Here is a 15,960-nt window from a genome sequence, read left to right as displayed (position 1 = left end):
CAGCAGTTGGCCCTGAACTACAGCAAAGTCTCTCGGTTACCCCCCTCAGCTTTGGCCCGGTAGAGGGCTTTGTCGGCAGCAGCCAGCAGACTTTGTGGGTCAGTTCCCTCTCCCAGCTCCAGCAGAGAGGCGATGCCCACACTGCAGCTTAGGGAGATGGTCTCCGTCCCCGCCTGCACCGACAGGGTCTGGACGGCCTGCCGCAAGCGTTCTGCCAGCCCTAGGATCTGCGAGTTCGGGATCCCGCGCGCCAGCAGGGCAAACTCATCGCCCCCCAAGCGGGCCACCAGATCGTCTTGGCGAACGTGAGCTTGCAGTCGCCGCGCCACCTGGATCAAGGCTTGATCCCCAGCCCAGTGCCCCCAGCGGTCGTTGATTTGCTTAAACCCATCCAAATCCAGATAGAGCACGTGGAGGGGAATGCGATGGCGAAGGGCAAAGGGGATCTCCAGCTCCAGTTGCTCCAGGAAAAAACGTCGGTTATACAGACCGGTTAGCGGGTCATAGAGGGCAGCAGTGGCCATTTGCAAAAAGAAGGCTTCTTCTGCCGCGTTGTAGTAGGCAAACTTGAGGGTGCTGGCCCCCACTTGAATGTAATCCCCATCCTTCAGGAGAACGCGGCTGACGCGCTCGCCGTTAACATAAGTGCCGTTGAGGCTCTCCAGGTCGGTGAGAACATAACCCTCACTTTCTCTTTCCAGCCGACAGTGCTGCCGGGAGACGGCGTGATCCAAGAGCTGAATGTCCGCGCGGTGGCTGCGCCCCAAAACTCCACCCCTCGCCAAGGGAAACGTCATGCCCACATTGGCGCCGCTGAGCACCGTTAGAAAGGCCGCAGTTGCCTCAGGCTGGGGTCTGCGCTCGTAAAACTCCAAGGGGATCTGAGTGGTTGGCTCCTCTGGCAACTGAGAGAGAGGGTCGAGAGGCATGGAGAGGCCCAACGAATTGTGCGGGTTAGCAGTAAGCACTCGTTATATCCGTATTATGTCGGTTTTCCCCAGGCCGTGTTTGGGTGAGCGAGGGATGTCTCGCCGGTTCTGATCTGTAAACTTGCGGAACTCTGGAGTTTATCGTATACCATCGCACGCGGTGAGGCCCTCAGTTGAGAGCTACGCGAGGATTCCATCCCGCCTGCGCGGTTGTATCGGCCAGCTGTGGGAAGAAGCTCAATGGCAAACCCCAATTTCCCCAGGATCCCAAGTATTTTTCGGGATAACTCAAAAAACGGGTTCGGTTTGCCCCTCGTTCCCTGATTTCGAGAAGAGGCTCTCTCCTCTATGTCCTACAGATCCTCTGACTTCTGAAGAGTTGCCGAGGCGGCCTAGAATGGGGCTGGGATCCCTGAGAGGAGGAGTGGGGCATGATCAGGCCCAATTCTGCCCATCTATTGACCCCGGATTTTCGCCTCAGCCTGTCGGTGTTGGCTTTGGCGGTGCCGCTGTTCTGGCTTTCGTTTTGGGCGGGGCTAGGGGTGGGCCTGTTTGGCCTGTTTTTGGTGGTGCAGACCTCTCTGATCGGGCTGGCCTTTACCAGGACGGCGCTGCAGGTCTACAGCGGCTCCAAGCGCATCCGCGAGTTTCCCTACAGCGAGTGGCAGGATTGGCAAATTTTCTGGCCGCCGCTGCCGGTGTTGTTCTTTTTTCGAGAAACCCGGAGCATTCATTTTTTGCCGATGCTGTTTAACCCTGCCGAGCTAAAGATGTGTTTGGAAGAGCGGGTGGGCCATCTCCGCGCCCAACATCGGTCTCAAGGATCCCCGCCGATTGCTGGTCCGGGTAGCTCCCGCCGATGAGTGGCTCCGCCTTGTGGGTTTGGCAGCAGGCAGAGAGATGGCGCTGGCTGGAGTGTCAGCTTTTGGCGGAGTGGCCTCATGCTTTTGGCTCTCGCCAAGGTCATCCCCATCCCCCATCTCAGTTGGCCGCCCGGCTGCAACTGCCCCCTGAACGGGCCGCGTGGGGCCATCAGGTGCATGGCTGCAACTGGGTTTGGGCAGATGGGATCACCGAAACCCTTGGACAGAAGGGAGAGCAGGACTGCTCTGTTGGTCAAGGGATCCCTACCCGCTCTCAGGCAGATGCGGTCATTGCCCGCCGCCAAGGAGATTCTGCCTGGGTCTGCACCGCTGACTGTGTGCCGATTTTGGTGGCCAGTCGAGAATGGGTGGCAGCCATTCACGCCGGGTGGAGAGGCACTGCTGCGGGGATCTTGTCCAAGGTGCTGCAGGAGTTTTTACAGGCGGGGATCCCTGCTGCTGGGATCCGCGTTGCCATCGGGCCTTCCATTTCGGGGTCGGTCTATCAGGTGTCAGAGGAGGTGGCGGAGCAGGTGCTGCAAAGCCTACCCCCAGGGCTGGATGCCCGCGCCGCCCTGTTGCCCGATCCTCTGCCCGGCAAGGTTCGCCTGGATCTGCGCTGGGTCAACGGTGCCCAAGCCCAAGCCAAAGGGATCCCCCCTGAACACATTGCCGTCAGCCCCCATTGCACCCTCAGCCAGCCCCAAGATTTCTTTTCCTATCGCCGCGATGGATCCCTGAAGGATGAGCAGGGCCGTCATTGCGTGCAGTGGTCGGGAATCGGCCTGCGGTCGTAGGCAGACTTGACCCAGTTCTGCCCGGAGGAACGGGAAGTAGTGGCTATAATTGCGCTCAAGACAGGGCTGATACATTTACGCTGAACACTGCTGAACATCACTGTTCAACTATGCAGCGATAGCATTCTGTTTGTTTCCAAACAGAATGGCGGTATCCCGCAAAGCTTTGAGTAGAATACCCAAAGCGCAGTTTCCGTGTCGTCTTACTACCAATTTTCTGCTTTGCTTTGGCTACCATGTTGGCAGACTCGAAAGTAAACAGAAAGATCAACTGGTAGTAATCCGTACTGAACATATTATACATTATTTTCAGTATAGTTGAGCTTATTATTGACTAGAGTCATGCTCTATCTAACTACTGGAGATCCCATGGTTTACCGCGCTGTTTTCTGGGGATTAGCTGGGATGGCTTTGGCTTTCTCTCTCGCTTTCCTTGAGGAGGCTAACGCTCAAACCTCGCTGACTGGCATCAACCGTGACAGCGTACTGCAACTGAACCTTGGGTCGGGACGCAGCCTCCCTCGGGTACCTGTGGGCGGTTCAGGTTCTGAGGAGGGCCGGGATCCTGCTGCTCCTTCGGCGCAAATGTGGGCAGAGTGGCATATTCGCGCCAATGTCTGTACCGGAAACCTATCCACAGAAGAACTGGCGGAGCTGTTTCCATTGGTGAATCAAGCTCTAGTGGATGCCGTTTGCCGGGGAGGAAGTTAAAGGTTGCCCAGGCTGGCGGTAAGGTGAAGAAGGAGCCTCTAGGTCGCTGCTGCATGGATTTTGAGAAACTTTTGGAGGAATGGGTTGCAGCCTTTGCCCAAGTGGCCGAAGAAAGTTTGGCCTCTTTGGAGACTGCCCTGATGGAGCTGGCAGAGCACTTGGCTGTGCCTTTACAGGAAACCCTTAGGCAGTGGGAAGCCCTCTGGAATCTGGAGGAGGAAGTGGAGCTGGAGCCTGAGCCAGAACCCTTTGAGGAAACCTTCAACCCTTCTGTGGGCGAATCGTTCACCGCCAGTCGTTTCTTCGTCAGCCCGATAGGATTTGGGGGCGTGGTTGTTTACACTTACGTGGCTTCGCCGCCAGAATACATCGGGGATCCCACCTGCCGCTACAATGCCCATTCTCCAGAGTTGCGCTGTGCCGTCAATCCCTACGGCCCCTGTGAGGGCTGTCCCCACTATGAGCCCCGGAATGAGCCCCGATGAAGGGTGACCGCCTGATTGTTGCGCTGGATACTCCTTCTCAAGAGCAGGCTTTGGAGTGGGTGGACTCCTTGCCGCAGGTGCTGTGGTGGAAGGTGGGTCTGGAGCTGTTCACTGCTGCGGGTTCTTCCATCCTGCAGGCTCTCAAGGAAAGGGGCAAGCGCATTTTTCTGGATTTGAAGCTGCACGACATTCCCCACACTGTGGGGAGGGCCACGGCGGTGGCCGTCAGCTATGGAGTGGATCTGCTCACCGTCCATGCTGCCGGTGGCAGTGCTATGTTGCGCTCAGCCGCGGCAGCCGCCCAGGGCAGTTCTTGTCGGCTGTTGGCGGTTACCCTCTTAACCAGCATCAGCCCCCCGCAGGTGCGACAGGAACTGGGCATCGAGATGGATCCCGCCGACTATGTGTTGCATTTGGCCCGGCTGGCTCAAGCTCAAGGCTTTACTGGACTGGTTTGCTCTCCTCAGGAGGTCTCGCGGTTGCGCCAAGCTTTGGGGCCGGAGGTTTTGCTGGTTACTCCTGGGATCCGTCTGGGCCAAGCCAAGGCGGGGGATGGAGAGGAGGATCAACAGCGCATCTGCACGCCCGACGAAGCTCTGCGGGCAGGAGCCGATTATCTGGTGGTGGGCCGCCCCATCACCGCTTCTCCCGATCCCGTGGCCGCCTTGCGGCGCTTCCAAGCCTCATGGGATGCTGCCGGGTGAGGGTGTGGGGAGATGCCCGATGTTATTGGGGTAGTTCTGTAATGCAACGACGCCGTAGGCTTGTGCAGTGGATCCCTGAAAAAAGGCCGGCTGGATCCGGCAGGAGATGTTGGCTAGGAGTCGGTTTGTCGGTGGTTTTGGGCCTGGTCAGCACTCCTGGGCGCGTTAGGGGTGCGGAGCATTTCGTTCCGGCAAGAGGGGAAACTTGCCTGGCTGCTCCTCAGGTTTGGGCTGAGGCTCTAACGGAGCAGTTGCCTTTGTTTCTCAATCTGGCCTTGAGCCGCTCCCGCTCTGAGTTTCAGGTTGTGCTGGTGGGGGAGCCAGAGGTTGAAATGCTCTCTCCAGGGTCTCCGGCCCGCTTACGCCAACAGGAGCTGGCTCCGGTTTTGCCGGACACCGCAACTGCTGTTTCGCCAGAAGCTTTTCGGCTGTATTTCACCACGCTGGAGCGCCGCTTGGTCTTGCCCCAACACCCCCAAAAGGAGGGCAACTCCTTGGCCGGTCGGCGCAGCGAAACCCTGCAACTGGCCTACGAGGCTTATGTTCTGCGGGCTGCTCCTGGGGATCCCTGGCGGTTGGTGCGTCTGCAGGTAACCGGATCGGGGATCCCCATTCGCGATGTAACGAATGGACTCACTGCCCAGGCCATCCGCCGCTGGCAACAGTCGGGTTGCCCCTTGACGGGCGATCTAGAGTTGACTAGACCTTCTCTCTAGCGGCGCGGAGCGCTTTGCGTCAGCATGAGTGCGGGAGTATGTCACGCGGGGAGATTCTCTTTTGGAAGTAACGAAGGGGCACTTTTTCTCCCCAACCGGCCAAGAGTAGAGGGCGTTGGATGTTCTGCTGCCGGTCGAGTGCCCACCCCGTGTAGGGATAGTGTTCTGCACTGCTCATGCGAACAGGCTAGGGTTTACCCATGAAGTTTCCCCCCGCCACACCCCGCCCGGGCAAGCGGCTGCCCCGCGGCTCATTTCCCCGCCTGAGCTCCTCCAACAGGGACAACCATCGCCGTCGGCGTTTGGTTGGTTTTGGTTTCATGGGCCACTGGCTGCTATGGGGAGGGATGGGCCTTCTTTTGGGGCAGCGACTCCGCTCTTGGGGGCAACCGGCTCCTCTGCAGTGGTGGCGCGTTTTGCCGGTGAGCAGTTCTGAGGGATCCCTGACTTTTGTCCAACCGGAACTGCCTCTCTACCACTCGTTCGCGTCAGTGGTGCGGAGCGCTTTTGCCGACAGGCTACTGCCCTGGCTGGCTCAGGGAACCGGGATCTCGGCTGAAGGGATCCTGCACATCTTCTCAGCTATGGCCTGCTTGGCCATTCTGCTGTTGTGCTGGAGCTGGGGCAACTTCTGGAGTGCCGGTCTATGGGGACTCAGCCCCTGGGTGTTGACCCAAGGGTTGGAGCCGGGCAGCGAGATTTTGGGCAGCCTGGTTTTGCTTTGCAGTTGTGGTGTTGGGCCGGGATCCACCTTGCGCTGGTGGGGTCTGGCCTTAGCTTGTGCCCTGTCTTATAAGGTTTGGCCCTTGGCTCTGCTCTGGGCGGGGCTGTGGACGAGCCAGCAGTGGCCACGGCAACCGTTGCGTTCGCGTCAGCAGTGCGGGGCATCAGGACTGCTTTTGCTGCTGCTGGTGATGGGTTTTTCCTGGTTGGGACGGTTTAATTTGCCGGCTACCTCTGCTGAGGTGATTCCCCATCCTCTCAGCTCCCAAGGTGGCTTGGCCGTTTTGGCTACTTTGATGCTGCCCTTGGGGTTGAGCTTGGTGCGGTTGGGCTGGCCCTGGGCAGAACGGCAGCAAGCCCTGCTCAGCTTGGCCGGTTTGGGCCATGTCCTCTGGGTGGGAGTGCTGGCAGCAGTGTTTTGGGATCCCCAAGTGAACACCCTACAGCAAAGTGCTCGCTGGGGTTTGGTGGTGCTCCCCTTCCTGTGCCTGAGCGCCGGTGGTGTCTTAGCAGAGATCCCCTACCGGAGCTGGCGGCGGGTTTTGGGATCCCTACTCCTGGGCAGTTCTTTCTTGTTATCGTGGCAGGCATTGGCCTAAGGTATTCTTTCTCTTGCTTGCCATGACCCAGACCTCGTCCGCATCGGCACCGCGTAGCACTTCGCGGCCCTTGTTGCAAACCCTTTTTGCCCAACGGGCTCAGGCTGTGATCCCTTCTCCTTTCGGGGCGGAGATCCCAGGGGCGGTGCCAGTGGTTACCAGTTTTACCTTTGGGCTGGCGGATCCGCGCCTGTTTCCCAAGGCCGACTTGGCGCGGGCCACGGCGGAGGTGTTGGCAGAGGATGGGGACAATGCCCTCAATTACGGCGGCACGTTTGCCGGGCTGATCGACGTGGTGCTGCAGTTGATGCGGGATAGAGGGGTAGAGGCCCAGCCGGAAAACCTACTGATCGGCTATGGCTCTGGGCAGATCCTCGGCCTACTGCCTCAGGTCTTCGTGGAGCCGGGGGATGTAGTCATTGTGGAAGGGCCCACCTTCATGGGGGCTGTCAGCCGTTTTGCGGCGGCAGGAGCGCGTCTGATCTCGATTCCGGTGGATGGGGAAGGCATGGTGGTGGATCGCCTGGAAGAGGTGCTGCGCGATCTGGCTCGCCAAGGGATCCGCCCCCGATTTGTCTATACCATTCCCACCTTCCAAAACCCCAAAGGCTGCACCCTCTCTGGGCCACGGCGGCAGAAATTGGTGCAGTTGGCAGCTGAGTACGGTGTGGTGGTGGTAGAGGACGAGGCCTACTACGACCTGCGCTTTGCCGGGGATCCCTTGCCCAGTTTGGCTGCGCTGGATCGGGAAGGCTGGGTTCTTCATGTGGGCACCTTCTCCAAGATTGTGGTGCCGGGGGTGCGGGTGGGTTGGGCCTGTGGTCACCCTGAGATCATCCGCCGCTTGGAGATGTTTCGCAGCGAGGGATCCCTGGGGCCCTTTTTGGGCCGGGTGGTGGCCCGCTATTGCGGGGAGGGCCGTCTGCAAAGCCACATTCAACTCCTCACCCGTCGCTACCGAGAAAAGTGCCAGGTGATGCTGGAGGCCATCGCTCAATATTTTCCGCCCGAAGTCAAGGTGGAGGCCCCTGGGGGTGGATTTTTCGTCTGGTGTGAGCTGCCCCCTTCCCTAAGCGCCAGCACCTTGTTGCAGGCTACCCGTGCCCTGGGGGTCACCTTCCTACCGGGCACCCACTGCTTTGCCGATGGCCAAGGGGAGCACGCCCTGCGCCTCGCCTTTAGCTACCAACCGGAAGAGCGCATTGTCAGCGGCATCCAGATTATTGGGGAGCAACTGCACAGACTGATGCACTCTCGCGTCACCTGCTCCCCACAGCCTTAGCCATGCGCCGGAAAAATTGCCCAACGCCCTTCACCAGGTTGGGTGCAGATTCTGGACGAGCCGGGATCCCGGCCATGAGGGTGTAGTAGTCATCCAAGAGGGTGTGCTCTTCTGGAGAGACCGTGTTGTCGGCCATCATCAGGTTGCCGATTGCTCCCAAAAGTTGCATGCGCTCGGTTTCGCTGGCCTGGGCTAGATAATCGGCCATCCAGCGCTCGGTTTGCTCCATCGGGATGGGCTCTTGGATCAGCTAGAAATCGCAGGAGCCCCGCACTGTACCCGTAGGGTCGGTGTCGAGAGGAAAGTCCGCCTCCATGGTTATAATTGTACTACAGACACCAGAAACGGTTGTTTAAGGCACTGGTAACGGTCGATTGGGGGTGCTGTAAACCACCCCAGAGGCTCGTGGTTGGCTTGCCAACTGCAGGGCTACCGAAAGCCCGCCCTGTACTGCGAAGGTCAGGGTCGGGTAGTTTACTTCTCGCAGCTCGGTATCGTGCTCCAAACCATAGCGGCGCAGCAGGGATCCCAAGTAGGCCAATTCCTGGGGTTCCAAATGCCCATCGGCCCAAGCAGAGCCGGCCACAATTTTGAGCATGAGCTGATGTTGAGTTGTGGGGTTCATGGTGGGATCCGTTGCTGAGAACTGTTGTCGCTACGCGACACTTCTGCGAACGTGTCAGGGGGCCAGAGACCTTAGAGGCTGCAGAGTTGAGGGGATGACCAGCTTAACTATAGCCAGACCTTGGGTGAGCCATCTGCGTTCGCGTCAGCAGCGCGGAGCCCTTTTTTCGGCTAGGATCGTTATCTGTATTACGAACACTGAGCTATTCGCGATAGCGGGACGGAGTCCTTTTTCTCGCCCATTCTTGCAATGCTGAGCGCCTCTCCTTGCCAATTGGATCTTGCCATTCCGGCCCCAGGTCGGCTGTACCGCGGCAGCGGCGTTCTGGAAGCTGTGCCCCTCACCGTGCTGGGATCCCGTGTGCTGGTGATCGGGGGGGAACGCTCCTTGGCTGTGGTTGAGTCCCCTCTGCAGCGCAATTTCGCGCGGGAGCCTGCCGTCCAAGTCCACTGGACTACCTACGGGGTAGACTGCAGCGAGTCCGAGCTGGCGCGTTTGCAGGCGCTAGCCATGGCGGAGTCCACAACCGGCATCTTGGGGGTAGGCGGGGGCAAGGCTCTGGATACGGCCAAGCTGGTGGCCCACCGGCTGCGGATCCCCGTGGTTACCGTGCCCACCTCTGCTGCCACCTGTGCCGCCTGGAGTGCCCTATCCAATATCTACTCCAACAGCGGCGCTTTTCAGCGGGATGTGGCCTTGGATCAGGCCCCAGCCGCCTTGATCTTGGACTACGACCTCATTCGTCAGGCTCCCCCTCGCACCTTGGTAGCCGGGATCGGAGATGCCTTGGCTAAGTGGTACGAGTCTTCCGTCAGCAGCGGCAGTTCAGAAGATGCCCTGGTGATTGGCGCTGTGCAGCAGGCCCGTGTCTTGCGGGATTTGCTTCTCCAGCAATCGGCGGCGGCCCTGCGGGAGCCGGGCGGAACTGCTTGGAAACAGGTGGTGGATGCTTGCATTTGCCTGGCAGGGATCGTTGGCGGCATGGGTGGGGCCAAATGTCGGACGGTGGCTGCCCACGCTGTCCACAACGGGCTAACCCATTTGCTGGGGCATCGGGCCACTCTGCACGGAGAAAAAGTAGCCTTCGGTATCCTGGTGCAATTGCGCCTGGAGGAGATCTTGCAAGGAAACCAGTTGGCGCTGGCGGCACGTACCCAGTTGCTGACCTTTTACCGGCAGGTGGGGTTGCCCCTCAACTTGCGGGATCTCAAGCTGGGTCACCTGGGATCCGCCGACCTGCTGCAAGCCGCCCAAGTGGCCTGCCAGCCAGGATCCGACATCCACCACCTGCCCTTCCCCGTCAGTCCAGAAGCCCTGTTGGTGGCCCTTACCACCACAGACCTGACCAGCTCCAGCCCTGTTCTCCCTCGGCTGTAAGTCCTGGCAGAGGATATCTGTCTGCTATCCAACTCCGCCGGTACGGGCCTGGGTCGGCATTGTGGGCAGGCGGGCTTCGCCGTAGGCTCCAGAGGTGGCGCCCACCAAGATCAAGGCTCCGCCCATCCAAGTCCACCCATCCGGGATCTCGGCAAACACCCAAAACCCGATTAGGCTGGCCCAGAGCAGACGGGAGAAATCCAGAGGCAGCAGCATCGTCACCTCAGCCAGCTTGTAGGCCTGGGCGAGGGCCACCTGGCCAATGCTGCCCAGTAGCCCCATGGCCACCATCCACAGCCACTGCTCAGGAGAAGGCCAGGTCCAAACCCAGACGGCAGCCAGAAAGGAAAGGGGGGTCTGCAGCAGGCCCATGTAGGCCGTAATCGTGAGGCTGGACTCGGTGCGGGAGAGGATCTTGAGCACGATGGTCACCCAGGCAAAGAGTGCTGCCGCCCCCAAGGCCAGCCCTGTTCCCAGAGAAAACTCTCGGAAGCCTGGCCTCAACATCACCAAAGCCCCGGCAAACCCCAGGCCCAATCCCAGCCAGCGGGACGAGCGCATCTGCTCGCCCAACACCCATACCGCCATCGTGCCGGCAAACAAAAGTTGAACAAAGCTCAGCGCCGTAGCTTCTGCCAGAGGCAACAGGCTGGCTGCCCAAAAGGAGAGCAACATCCCCACCGTGCTGATCGCCGAGCGCAGGAGGTAAAACTCCATCTTGGCGGTGTGCAGAGACTGGATCCCAGCCCGCAACACCAGCGGCGACAGGGCGAGAAACCCGAATAGGTTGCGCAAAAACACAATCTGAAAGGGGTGAAGGGCGGGAGTGTTGAGCCGGATGATCGCCCCTAAACAGGCAAAGCAAGCGGTGGCCAGCAGCTTCAGGGCAACTCCTTGCCAGATCCTCGTTTTTCCCCACCCTGCAAAGCGGCTCAGCTGGTGGCGACACCACGTCTCCAAAGTCACAGCTCACACCTAAACGGTTTAGGCACTAAGTTTTCAGCCTTGAACTCTCAGCTTAAACGGACTTCCAGGGATCCGAACTGCGCCCCTGGGCACTCCTTGCTGCCCACCGGCCCCCCTGATTCCCAGGGGGAAAAAGATGGGGATCCCAAGACATGGCCATTTCAAGTAGCCATGAAACAACTCACCCCGTCGCTCCATAGCTCCCCTCTCTCTTTGGGAGAGGGGCTGGGGGTGAGGGCGTGGAACCTCTAGGTTTGCTTGAGAATCTCTTTCAAGTAGCCGATGACCGTTTCCGGCTTGAGATGGGCCATACAGGGATGGCCTTCCACCAGGCAGGTTTCGTTTTTGAACTTGTTCTCTGCGCAGACCCGGCACTTGTAGGCGGTTTGGGTGAGATAGACGTGGGGCAGACGAGGAGCCCACAGTCGCACCGGGCTGGCCCCATCCCCATCGGCATCGTTGCCAAACAGGGCAATGGTGGGACAGCCCACTGCCGCCGCGATGTGCATCGGCCCCGCATCCACGGAGATACACACCCGCGCCCGCTTCAGGGCCCCCGCCAGCTCGATGAGGCTGGTTTTGCCCCGCAGGTCAACCATTCCCGTTTGCGCCAGCAGTTCGTCTTCGCTGCTGCCGCCGTGGTAGAGGGATCGCTGCAGCTCCGGCGCGCTGCCGATTAGCCCCACCTGCAGGCCCTGGCCTTGGCACCACTGGATCACCTGCCGCCAGTACTCCAGAGGCCACATCTTGGCGCGGCGGGTAGTGGTGATGTGCACCAAGACCTCTGGCACCGGAAAACCGGGATCCCGGCTGGGCAGCTCCAGGCGGAAAAAATCCGTCTCCACGTACGCCAGGCGGCAGAAGATTTCGGCGATGTAGTTGCTGGTGAGGATCCCTTTGTAGCGCTGCAGAAACTCCAGGCCGTTCCAGTCGTCGTCTTGGAGCATGCGCTGTACCGGGTCGGAGCCGGGGTCCAACTTGCGGCGAAAATCCAGAGTCAAGCCGGCCCCGGCAATGTACTGGGGGCGCAGGGCCGTTACCGCCACCAGGTTGAGCTCGCTAAACTCGTCGCAATTGATGGCCAAGTCGTAGGGGCCGGCCTGAGCCACCCGTTCTCGCACAGCAGCGGTCAGGGCCTCGAGGTAATCGGGACGACGGCTGTAGAGAGGAAAGCTGAAGTCGATGTAGGGGCAGTGGAGCTCAAAGTCGCGGGTAATCTCGCTGCCAAAAAAATCCAGCACACAGCCGGGGTATTTTTCCTTGAGGCCCCGCAACAGCGGGATGGTAACCACAAAATTGCCCACCTTGCTGGAGGAAAACACCGCCAGGTGGGGATGTTCCCGCAGAGGTTGGTTGGCAAACCGTTGCATAAGGCTGGGATCCCCAGGAAGATATCAACCCCGCTGGAGGTGGTGCGGGTGGTGCAGACAGAGCACTTTTGCTAGGCTAGCATTCCTCTGTCCTGTGCTTTGATGGCCATGCTGGGATCCCTGGGCCTCAGGGGAGACTGGCTTGGCTGCCATCCCAGATGACCACCACAGCAAAGCGATCCAGAAAGCCATCTGTCGCATTCATCTGGCGCAGACTAAAAGCATCTTCGGCGGAAATCACCAGGTCGTAGCCCAGGGTGCGGATGGCACGAATGCGGTGAGGCCGTTCCCCGATGCGGTTCACCAGTGAGCGGGCCTGCTCTTCCGAGGTGGCATAGGCAGCTGTGCCCTCGCTGCCCACAAAGGCCGCGTTGAGGTCTTGGCCAAGAGTAACGGGGGTATAGACTTGATTGCCATCGGGATCAAACAGGCGCATCGACTGGCTGGGCAAGAAATCCAAGCCTCGTGCATCCACAATCAACCCTGTCACTTGCGGTTCCCGCCGCTGGGATCCCGCCTCCAGACCCGTTCCGCCCCCTGGCCCTTGGCCTGTGCCCACCCCTGAGCCAGGACTGGCTCCGCGCACCCCACTCTGGCCGCTGCCCGGCCCGACCACTTCCCCCTGCCGGGATCCAGAGCCACTGCCGCCAGGGCTGGTGCCGAACTGCCGCAACAGATCCAGATCGAAAACCGGGCCCTCTGCCACTTCTCCATGGCCGGGTTGGGCCGGCTGGACTTTTGGATCGGCTTGATCTGTTTGTGGGAGCGGAACAGAATCCTGGGTTACTGGACGCCAGGGCGTTGCTTCAGAAGCGGGCAGGGTAGGGGATCCCCCTTGCAAGCGGTAAAGGGGAGGAAACAGCGTCTGTGCATTGATCGCTTCCATGGGCAAGACCGATCCCGACAGCAGGATCCCCAGCGCTGCCCAACTCATCTGGATCCCGGAACCTTTCCCGGCAGGCTTCCACCACCTCATCCCAACACCTCTTGGCCACGAAATCTGCGGCCCATCTCGCAACAGCTCACCTTTCCCCCATGCTACCCAGGCGAGGCCGGTTCGGCAGGGGATCCCGCGCAATCCCACCCTTTGTTTTTGATCCCCAGCGATCCCCAAGCTCTTGACCAACAGGCAAAAATACGCAAACATGGGTTCATCATTCTTTATGATCCCCGTTGATCCCCACCTGATGGTTGTCAGCGGCTGGAGAGCGCAAGGCAGGCCGGCACGCCAGCGGGTTCGAGGCTGTACTGAGCCGCAAGCTGGGATCGGCCTTTGGGTTAGAAGCTGGAGCATTGCACAAAGCCCGATTTGTCGAAGAGAAGACAGGAGACCCCGACCATGCCACAAGAGCGGATCCCGTTGGAAGAAATGACCATCCGGCAGTTGCGGGAAGAAGCTGCCCGCTATCAGATCCCCAAGTACAGCCGCATGACCAAGGAGCAACTTGTCCAGGCCATTCGGGAAGCCCAAGCTGCTCGCAGCGGTCGTCCCGCTGACACGATGCCAGAGCCGAGCGGCCAAGAGTCGGTTACCCAAACGAAGTTTGTGGGCCAAGAGGTTGGCGGTAAGCCGGATCTGGCCGATGTGGACAAAGGGCTGGGCGATTTGCCGGGCGGTTACGGGGAAAGCCGCATTGTTTTGCTGCCGCGGGATCCCCAGTGGGCCTACGCCTATTGGGATGTGCCCAACGAGGCCAAGGAGAGCAAGCGCCGCGAGGGGGGTCAGCAATTGGCGCTGCGCCTCTACGATGTGACGGATATCGATTTCAGCTACCAGCCGGCCCACAGCATGCAGGAGTACCCCTGTGACGAGTTGGCGCGGGAGTGGTATTTGCCGATCCCGGTGAGCGATCGTTCCTACATTGTGGAAATTGGCTACCGGACGGCAGATGGCCGCTGGCTGATGTTGGCCCGCTCGGCTGCAGTGATGGTGCCGCCGGTCTATCCTTCCGACTGGTTTGAAGAGCATTTCCTGACGGTGCCCTTCGATATGGCTCTGCAGGGCCGCACCCTCTACCAGCTCAGCGAGCCCTACAAGCGCAGCGCCACCGGCATGGGCGTGGTGGACTACAAAGGCGATGAGCCGCAGCAGGGTGCCACGGTCGATCCCTTCCTGGAAATGGTGGGTGGCTTTGAGTCAATGCGGGTGGCGGGATCCCTGTTTGGCAGCCACCAGATGGGCAGCCGCCAATTGGTGCCCGAGCAGGCCATCAGCTCGTTTATCATCCCCTCGGGTGTGGGCATGATGGGGATGGCCATGGCGGAGGTGCCCGCTGCTCCCTGGATGGCTTCAGGATCCGGCTTGGGCCTGTTCTCGGGGGCTTCCGAAGTGCTGCCGCAGCGCTCTCGCAAGTTCTGGCTGGTGGCCGATGCCGAGCTGATTGTCTATGGGGCCACAGAGCCGGATGCCACCGTTACCATTGGCGGGCGCAAGATCCAGCTCAACCCCGATGGCACCTTCCGCTTCCACATGGCCTTCCCAGACGGCAACATCGACTTCCCCATCTTCGCCGTGGCTGCCGATGGCGAGCAAAACCGGGAGATCCACATGACTTTCGACCGCCGCACCCTCTCCCGCCGCACCAACACCAAGGAGGAGGCCATCGAGGAGCTGTTGCCCTAAAGGATCCAACCTTCGGCTTCTCGCCCCCTGGAGCTGGCCGGGGGGCTTTTTTCCCTGGGCTGGAGAGCTTGACTCTAGTCATCGAAACAGGGGATCCCAGCCCTAGGAGAGGTCGATCACCCGGATCAGTTGTTTCAGCTTCTCCATCACCCGTCCAGAGCGAAGCAGGTCTTCCGCCTGTTGGATCCCTTCTGGCAAGGATGGGGCGTGGCCGAGGAGCCACAGATAGCTACCCCCATTCCAGAGAGCGGCTGGGGTGAGTTCACAGGGATCCCCGCTGAGCACCTGCTGCATCTGTTGGAGCAGCTCTTTCTCGCCGGAGAGGGGAATCTCCGGGCCTGCCAAGTGACAATCGCGAGCCTTCAAGAGCAGCCGTTTCCCGCCCTGGTTGAGAATGGCCGCCCGTTCCCGCGGCAGGTCGCAACTGCCTTCCAAACCTTTGACGGTGGTAAATTGCCGGATCTCCCGCAGGGCAAACAGCTCCAGCATCGTGGCCTCGGTGGGCGGATGCACGTACCCGGCCACCAGGTGAAAGGGGCCTTGGTAGGGTGTCCAGACCAGCTCCAAGGTGGCCAAGGGGGGGCGCTTGCCGATTTGATCCCGGTAGTCCATCAGGGCCTGAGCCTGGGGAAAACAGGTGGGCAAATACAAAAATCCCAGCCCGGTTTGTTCCAGCAGTTGCCCCACCCGCTCCAGGGATAGCCCCCGCCAATCTACCCCCAAGCTCCGCCACACCGTTTCCAAAGGCAGCCCATACTTGGTGGGACAGAAGCCAGAGCCATGCAGCAAAACGGCTGACCCTGCCGCCGCCAGCAGCAAAGCCACCAGCACCCCCAGCGGCGCAGTCCGCGAGCGGCCATCGTAGGGATGGCCAAAGATGATCAAGGGATGGGGCAAATCCCGTTGGGGCAGAAGAGGGCCGTCTTCTGCGTAGGCATCCAACATACCGGCCAGCTCTTCGGCAGTGGGGCGCTTGATGCGGTGGGCAATTAAAAAAGCCCCGATCTGGGCGGGAGTGGCTTCCCCCCGCAGGAGCATCCGAGCAGCGCTGGCGGCCTCTGCCCGGCTGAGATCCTGGTGGGTGTGGGTGCCGCTGCCGATTTTTTTCAACAGCTCGCGAAACTCTTGGCTCATGGCATCGGCGGTCGGGAGCGCTGGGCTACCCAAGTAGGGGGAGATAACGGCGGAAC

The 15,960-nt window shown here is 60.3% G+C and carries 16 protein-coding genes; 9 read left to right on the top strand and 7 right to left on the bottom strand.

Translation table 11 applies throughout. The features are described from left to right. Positions 1-17: 17 nt before the first annotated feature. Positions 18-929, bottom strand: coding sequence for a diguanylate cyclase (locus tag ACVWYZ_RS01495; protein WP_457465651.1), 912 nt, complete (start codon positions 927-929; stop codon positions 18-20). A 431-nt stretch (positions 930-1,360) separates the two neighbouring features. Between ACVWYZ_RS01495 and ACVWYZ_RS01490 the strand changes: the two genes are divergently transcribed. The 7 genes from ACVWYZ_RS01490 to ACVWYZ_RS01460 all read left to right on the top strand — a co-directional run bounded on the left by ACVWYZ_RS01490 (position 1,361) and on the right by ACVWYZ_RS01460 (position 7,809). Next, positions 1,361-1,792: a DUF3119 family protein gene (locus tag ACVWYZ_RS01490; protein ID WP_457465649.1), complete on the top strand. Its 432-nt coding sequence runs from the start codon at positions 1,361-1,363 to the stop codon at positions 1,790-1,792. Beyond that, entirely contained in the window at positions 1,789-2,589 is an 801-nt protein-coding gene (pgeF, locus tag ACVWYZ_RS01485) for a peptidoglycan editing factor PgeF (RefSeq protein ID WP_457465647.1), read from the top strand. The genes ACVWYZ_RS01490 and pgeF overlap by 4 nt, the downstream gene beginning before the upstream one ends. Before the next feature lie 764 nt (positions 2,590-3,353). After that, on the top strand, positions 3,354-3,785 hold the full coding sequence (locus ACVWYZ_RS01480) for a DUF6464 family protein (protein WP_457465645.1): 432 nt from the start codon (positions 3,354-3,356) through the stop codon (positions 3,783-3,785). Further along, the gene (gene pyrF, locus ACVWYZ_RS01475) at positions 3,782-4,489 is read left to right on the top strand and encodes an orotidine-5'-phosphate decarboxylase (protein WP_457465643.1); all 708 of its coding nucleotides are present in this window, start codon (positions 3,782-3,784) and stop codon (positions 4,487-4,489) included. The genes ACVWYZ_RS01480 and pyrF overlap by 4 nt, the downstream gene beginning before the upstream one ends. 131 nt (positions 4,490-4,620) lie before the next feature. Continuing rightward, the gene (locus ACVWYZ_RS01470; RefSeq protein WP_457465766.1) at positions 4,621-5,205 is read left to right on the top strand and encodes a hypothetical protein; all 585 of its coding nucleotides are present in this window, start codon (positions 4,621-4,623) and stop codon (positions 5,203-5,205) included. Between the two features lie 200 nt (positions 5,206-5,405). Continuing rightward, positions 5,406-6,527: a hypothetical protein gene (locus tag ACVWYZ_RS01465; protein WP_457465642.1), complete on the top strand. Its 1,122-nt coding sequence runs from the start codon at positions 5,406-5,408 to the stop codon at positions 6,525-6,527. 22 nt (positions 6,528-6,549) lie between these two features. Next, positions 6,550-7,809 (top strand): aminotransferase-like domain-containing protein, encoded by a 1,260-nt coding sequence (locus tag ACVWYZ_RS01460; protein ID WP_414417447.1) that lies wholly within the window; start codon positions 6,550-6,552, stop codon positions 7,807-7,809. Here the strand turns inward: ACVWYZ_RS01460 and ACVWYZ_RS01455 are convergent. After that, on the bottom strand, positions 7,787-8,038 hold the full coding sequence (locus tag ACVWYZ_RS01455; RefSeq protein WP_457465640.1) for a hypothetical protein: 252 nt from the start codon (positions 8,036-8,038) through the stop codon (positions 7,787-7,789). The two genes, ACVWYZ_RS01460 and ACVWYZ_RS01455, sit on opposite strands and share 23 nt — an antisense overlap. A gap of 123 nt (positions 8,039-8,161) precedes the next feature. Continuing rightward, a complete protein-coding gene (locus ACVWYZ_RS01450) occupies positions 8,162-8,434 on the bottom strand; it encodes a tellurite resistance TerB family protein (protein WP_041436116.1) in 273 nt (90 codons plus the stop codon). A 249-nt stretch (positions 8,435-8,683) separates the two neighbouring features. On the opposite strand from ACVWYZ_RS01450, the gene ACVWYZ_RS01445 reads away from it, so the two are divergent. Next, entirely contained in the window at positions 8,684-9,811 is a 1,128-nt protein-coding gene (locus tag ACVWYZ_RS01445) for an iron-containing alcohol dehydrogenase family protein (RefSeq protein ID WP_457465638.1), read from the top strand. Positions 9,812-9,835: 24 nt separating this feature from the next. On the opposite strand, the gene ACVWYZ_RS01440 is transcribed toward ACVWYZ_RS01445, so the two are convergent. From ACVWYZ_RS01440 to ACVWYZ_RS01430, 3 genes are all read right to left on the bottom strand, one after another. After that, positions 9,836-10,777 carry a DMT family transporter gene (locus tag ACVWYZ_RS01440; RefSeq protein ID WP_457465637.1) on the bottom strand — a complete coding sequence of 314 codons (942 nt, stop codon included), beginning with the start codon at positions 10,775-10,777 and terminating at the stop codon, positions 9,836-9,838. A 248-nt stretch (positions 10,778-11,025) separates the two neighbouring features. Continuing rightward, entirely contained in the window at positions 11,026-12,147 is a 1,122-nt protein-coding gene (locus tag ACVWYZ_RS01435) for a glycosyltransferase family 9 protein (protein WP_457465635.1), read from the bottom strand. 127 nt (positions 12,148-12,274) lie between these two features. Continuing rightward, on the bottom strand, positions 12,275-13,081 hold the full coding sequence (locus ACVWYZ_RS01430) for a hypothetical protein (RefSeq protein ID WP_457465633.1): 807 nt from the start codon (positions 13,079-13,081) through the stop codon (positions 12,275-12,277). A 405-nt stretch (positions 13,082-13,486) separates the two neighbouring features. On the opposite strand from ACVWYZ_RS01430, the gene ACVWYZ_RS01425 reads away from it, so the two are divergent. Further along, positions 13,487-14,770, top strand: coding sequence for a DUF4912 domain-containing protein (locus ACVWYZ_RS01425; RefSeq protein WP_457465631.1), 1,284 nt, complete (start codon positions 13,487-13,489; stop codon positions 14,768-14,770). 102 nt (positions 14,771-14,872) lie between these two features. Here the strand turns inward: ACVWYZ_RS01425 and ACVWYZ_RS01420 are convergent, their stop codons facing one another. Further along, positions 14,873-15,904: an anthranilate phosphoribosyltransferase family protein gene (locus ACVWYZ_RS01420; protein WP_414356203.1), complete on the bottom strand. Its 1,032-nt coding sequence runs from the start codon at positions 15,902-15,904 to the stop codon at positions 14,873-14,875. Positions 15,905-15,960: the final 56 nt, after the last annotated feature.

Source organism: Thermostichus sp. MS-CIW-37, assembly GCF_054060065.1.
The sequence above is the reverse complement of the archived record's forward strand: the minus strand, read 5'-3'. Positions and strand labels throughout refer to the sequence as shown.

Excerpts from the sequence above, each read along its gene's own strand:
- ACVWYZ_RS01425 (WP_457465631.1), top strand. The coding sequence starts at position 13,487 with ATGCCACAAGAGCGGATCCCGTTGGAAGAAATGACCATCCGGCAGTTG.
- ACVWYZ_RS01435 (WP_457465635.1), bottom strand. The coding sequence starts at position 12,147 with ATGCAACGGTTTGCCAACCAACCTCTGCGGGAACATCCCCACCTGGCG.
- ACVWYZ_RS01460 (WP_414417447.1), top strand. The coding sequence starts at position 6,550 with ATGACCCAGACCTCGTCCGCATCGGCACCGCGTAGCACTTCGCGGCCC.
- ACVWYZ_RS01495 (WP_457465651.1), bottom strand. The coding sequence starts at position 929 with ATGCCTCTCGACCCTCTCTCTCAGTTGCCAGAGGAGCCAACCACTCAG.
- ACVWYZ_RS01420 (WP_414356203.1), bottom strand. The coding sequence starts at position 15,904 with ATGAGCCAAGAGTTTCGCGAGCTGTTGAAAAAAATCGGCAGCGGCACC.
- ACVWYZ_RS01490 (WP_457465649.1), top strand. The coding sequence starts at position 1,361 with ATGATCAGGCCCAATTCTGCCCATCTATTGACCCCGGATTTTCGCCTC.
- ACVWYZ_RS01465 (WP_457465642.1), top strand. The coding sequence starts at position 5,406 with ATGAAGTTTCCCCCCGCCACACCCCGCCCGGGCAAGCGGCTGCCCCGC.
- ACVWYZ_RS01445 (WP_457465638.1), top strand. The coding sequence starts at position 8,684 with ATGCTGAGCGCCTCTCCTTGCCAATTGGATCTTGCCATTCCGGCCCCA.
- ACVWYZ_RS01450 (WP_041436116.1), bottom strand. The coding sequence starts at position 8,434 with ATGAACCCCACAACTCAACATCAGCTCATGCTCAAAATTGTGGCCGGC.
- pgeF (WP_457465647.1), top strand. The coding sequence starts at position 1,789 with ATGAGTGGCTCCGCCTTGTGGGTTTGGCAGCAGGCAGAGAGATGGCGC.
- pyrF (WP_457465643.1), top strand. The coding sequence starts at position 3,782 with ATGAAGGGTGACCGCCTGATTGTTGCGCTGGATACTCCTTCTCAAGAG.
- ACVWYZ_RS01480 (WP_457465645.1), top strand. The coding sequence starts at position 3,354 with ATGGATTTTGAGAAACTTTTGGAGGAATGGGTTGCAGCCTTTGCCCAA.
- ACVWYZ_RS01430 (WP_457465633.1), bottom strand. The coding sequence starts at position 13,081 with ATGAGTTGGGCAGCGCTGGGGATCCTGCTGTCGGGATCGGTCTTGCCC.
- ACVWYZ_RS01455 (WP_457465640.1), bottom strand. The coding sequence starts at position 8,038 with ATGGAGCAAACCGAGCGCTGGATGGCCGATTATCTAGCCCAGGCCAGC.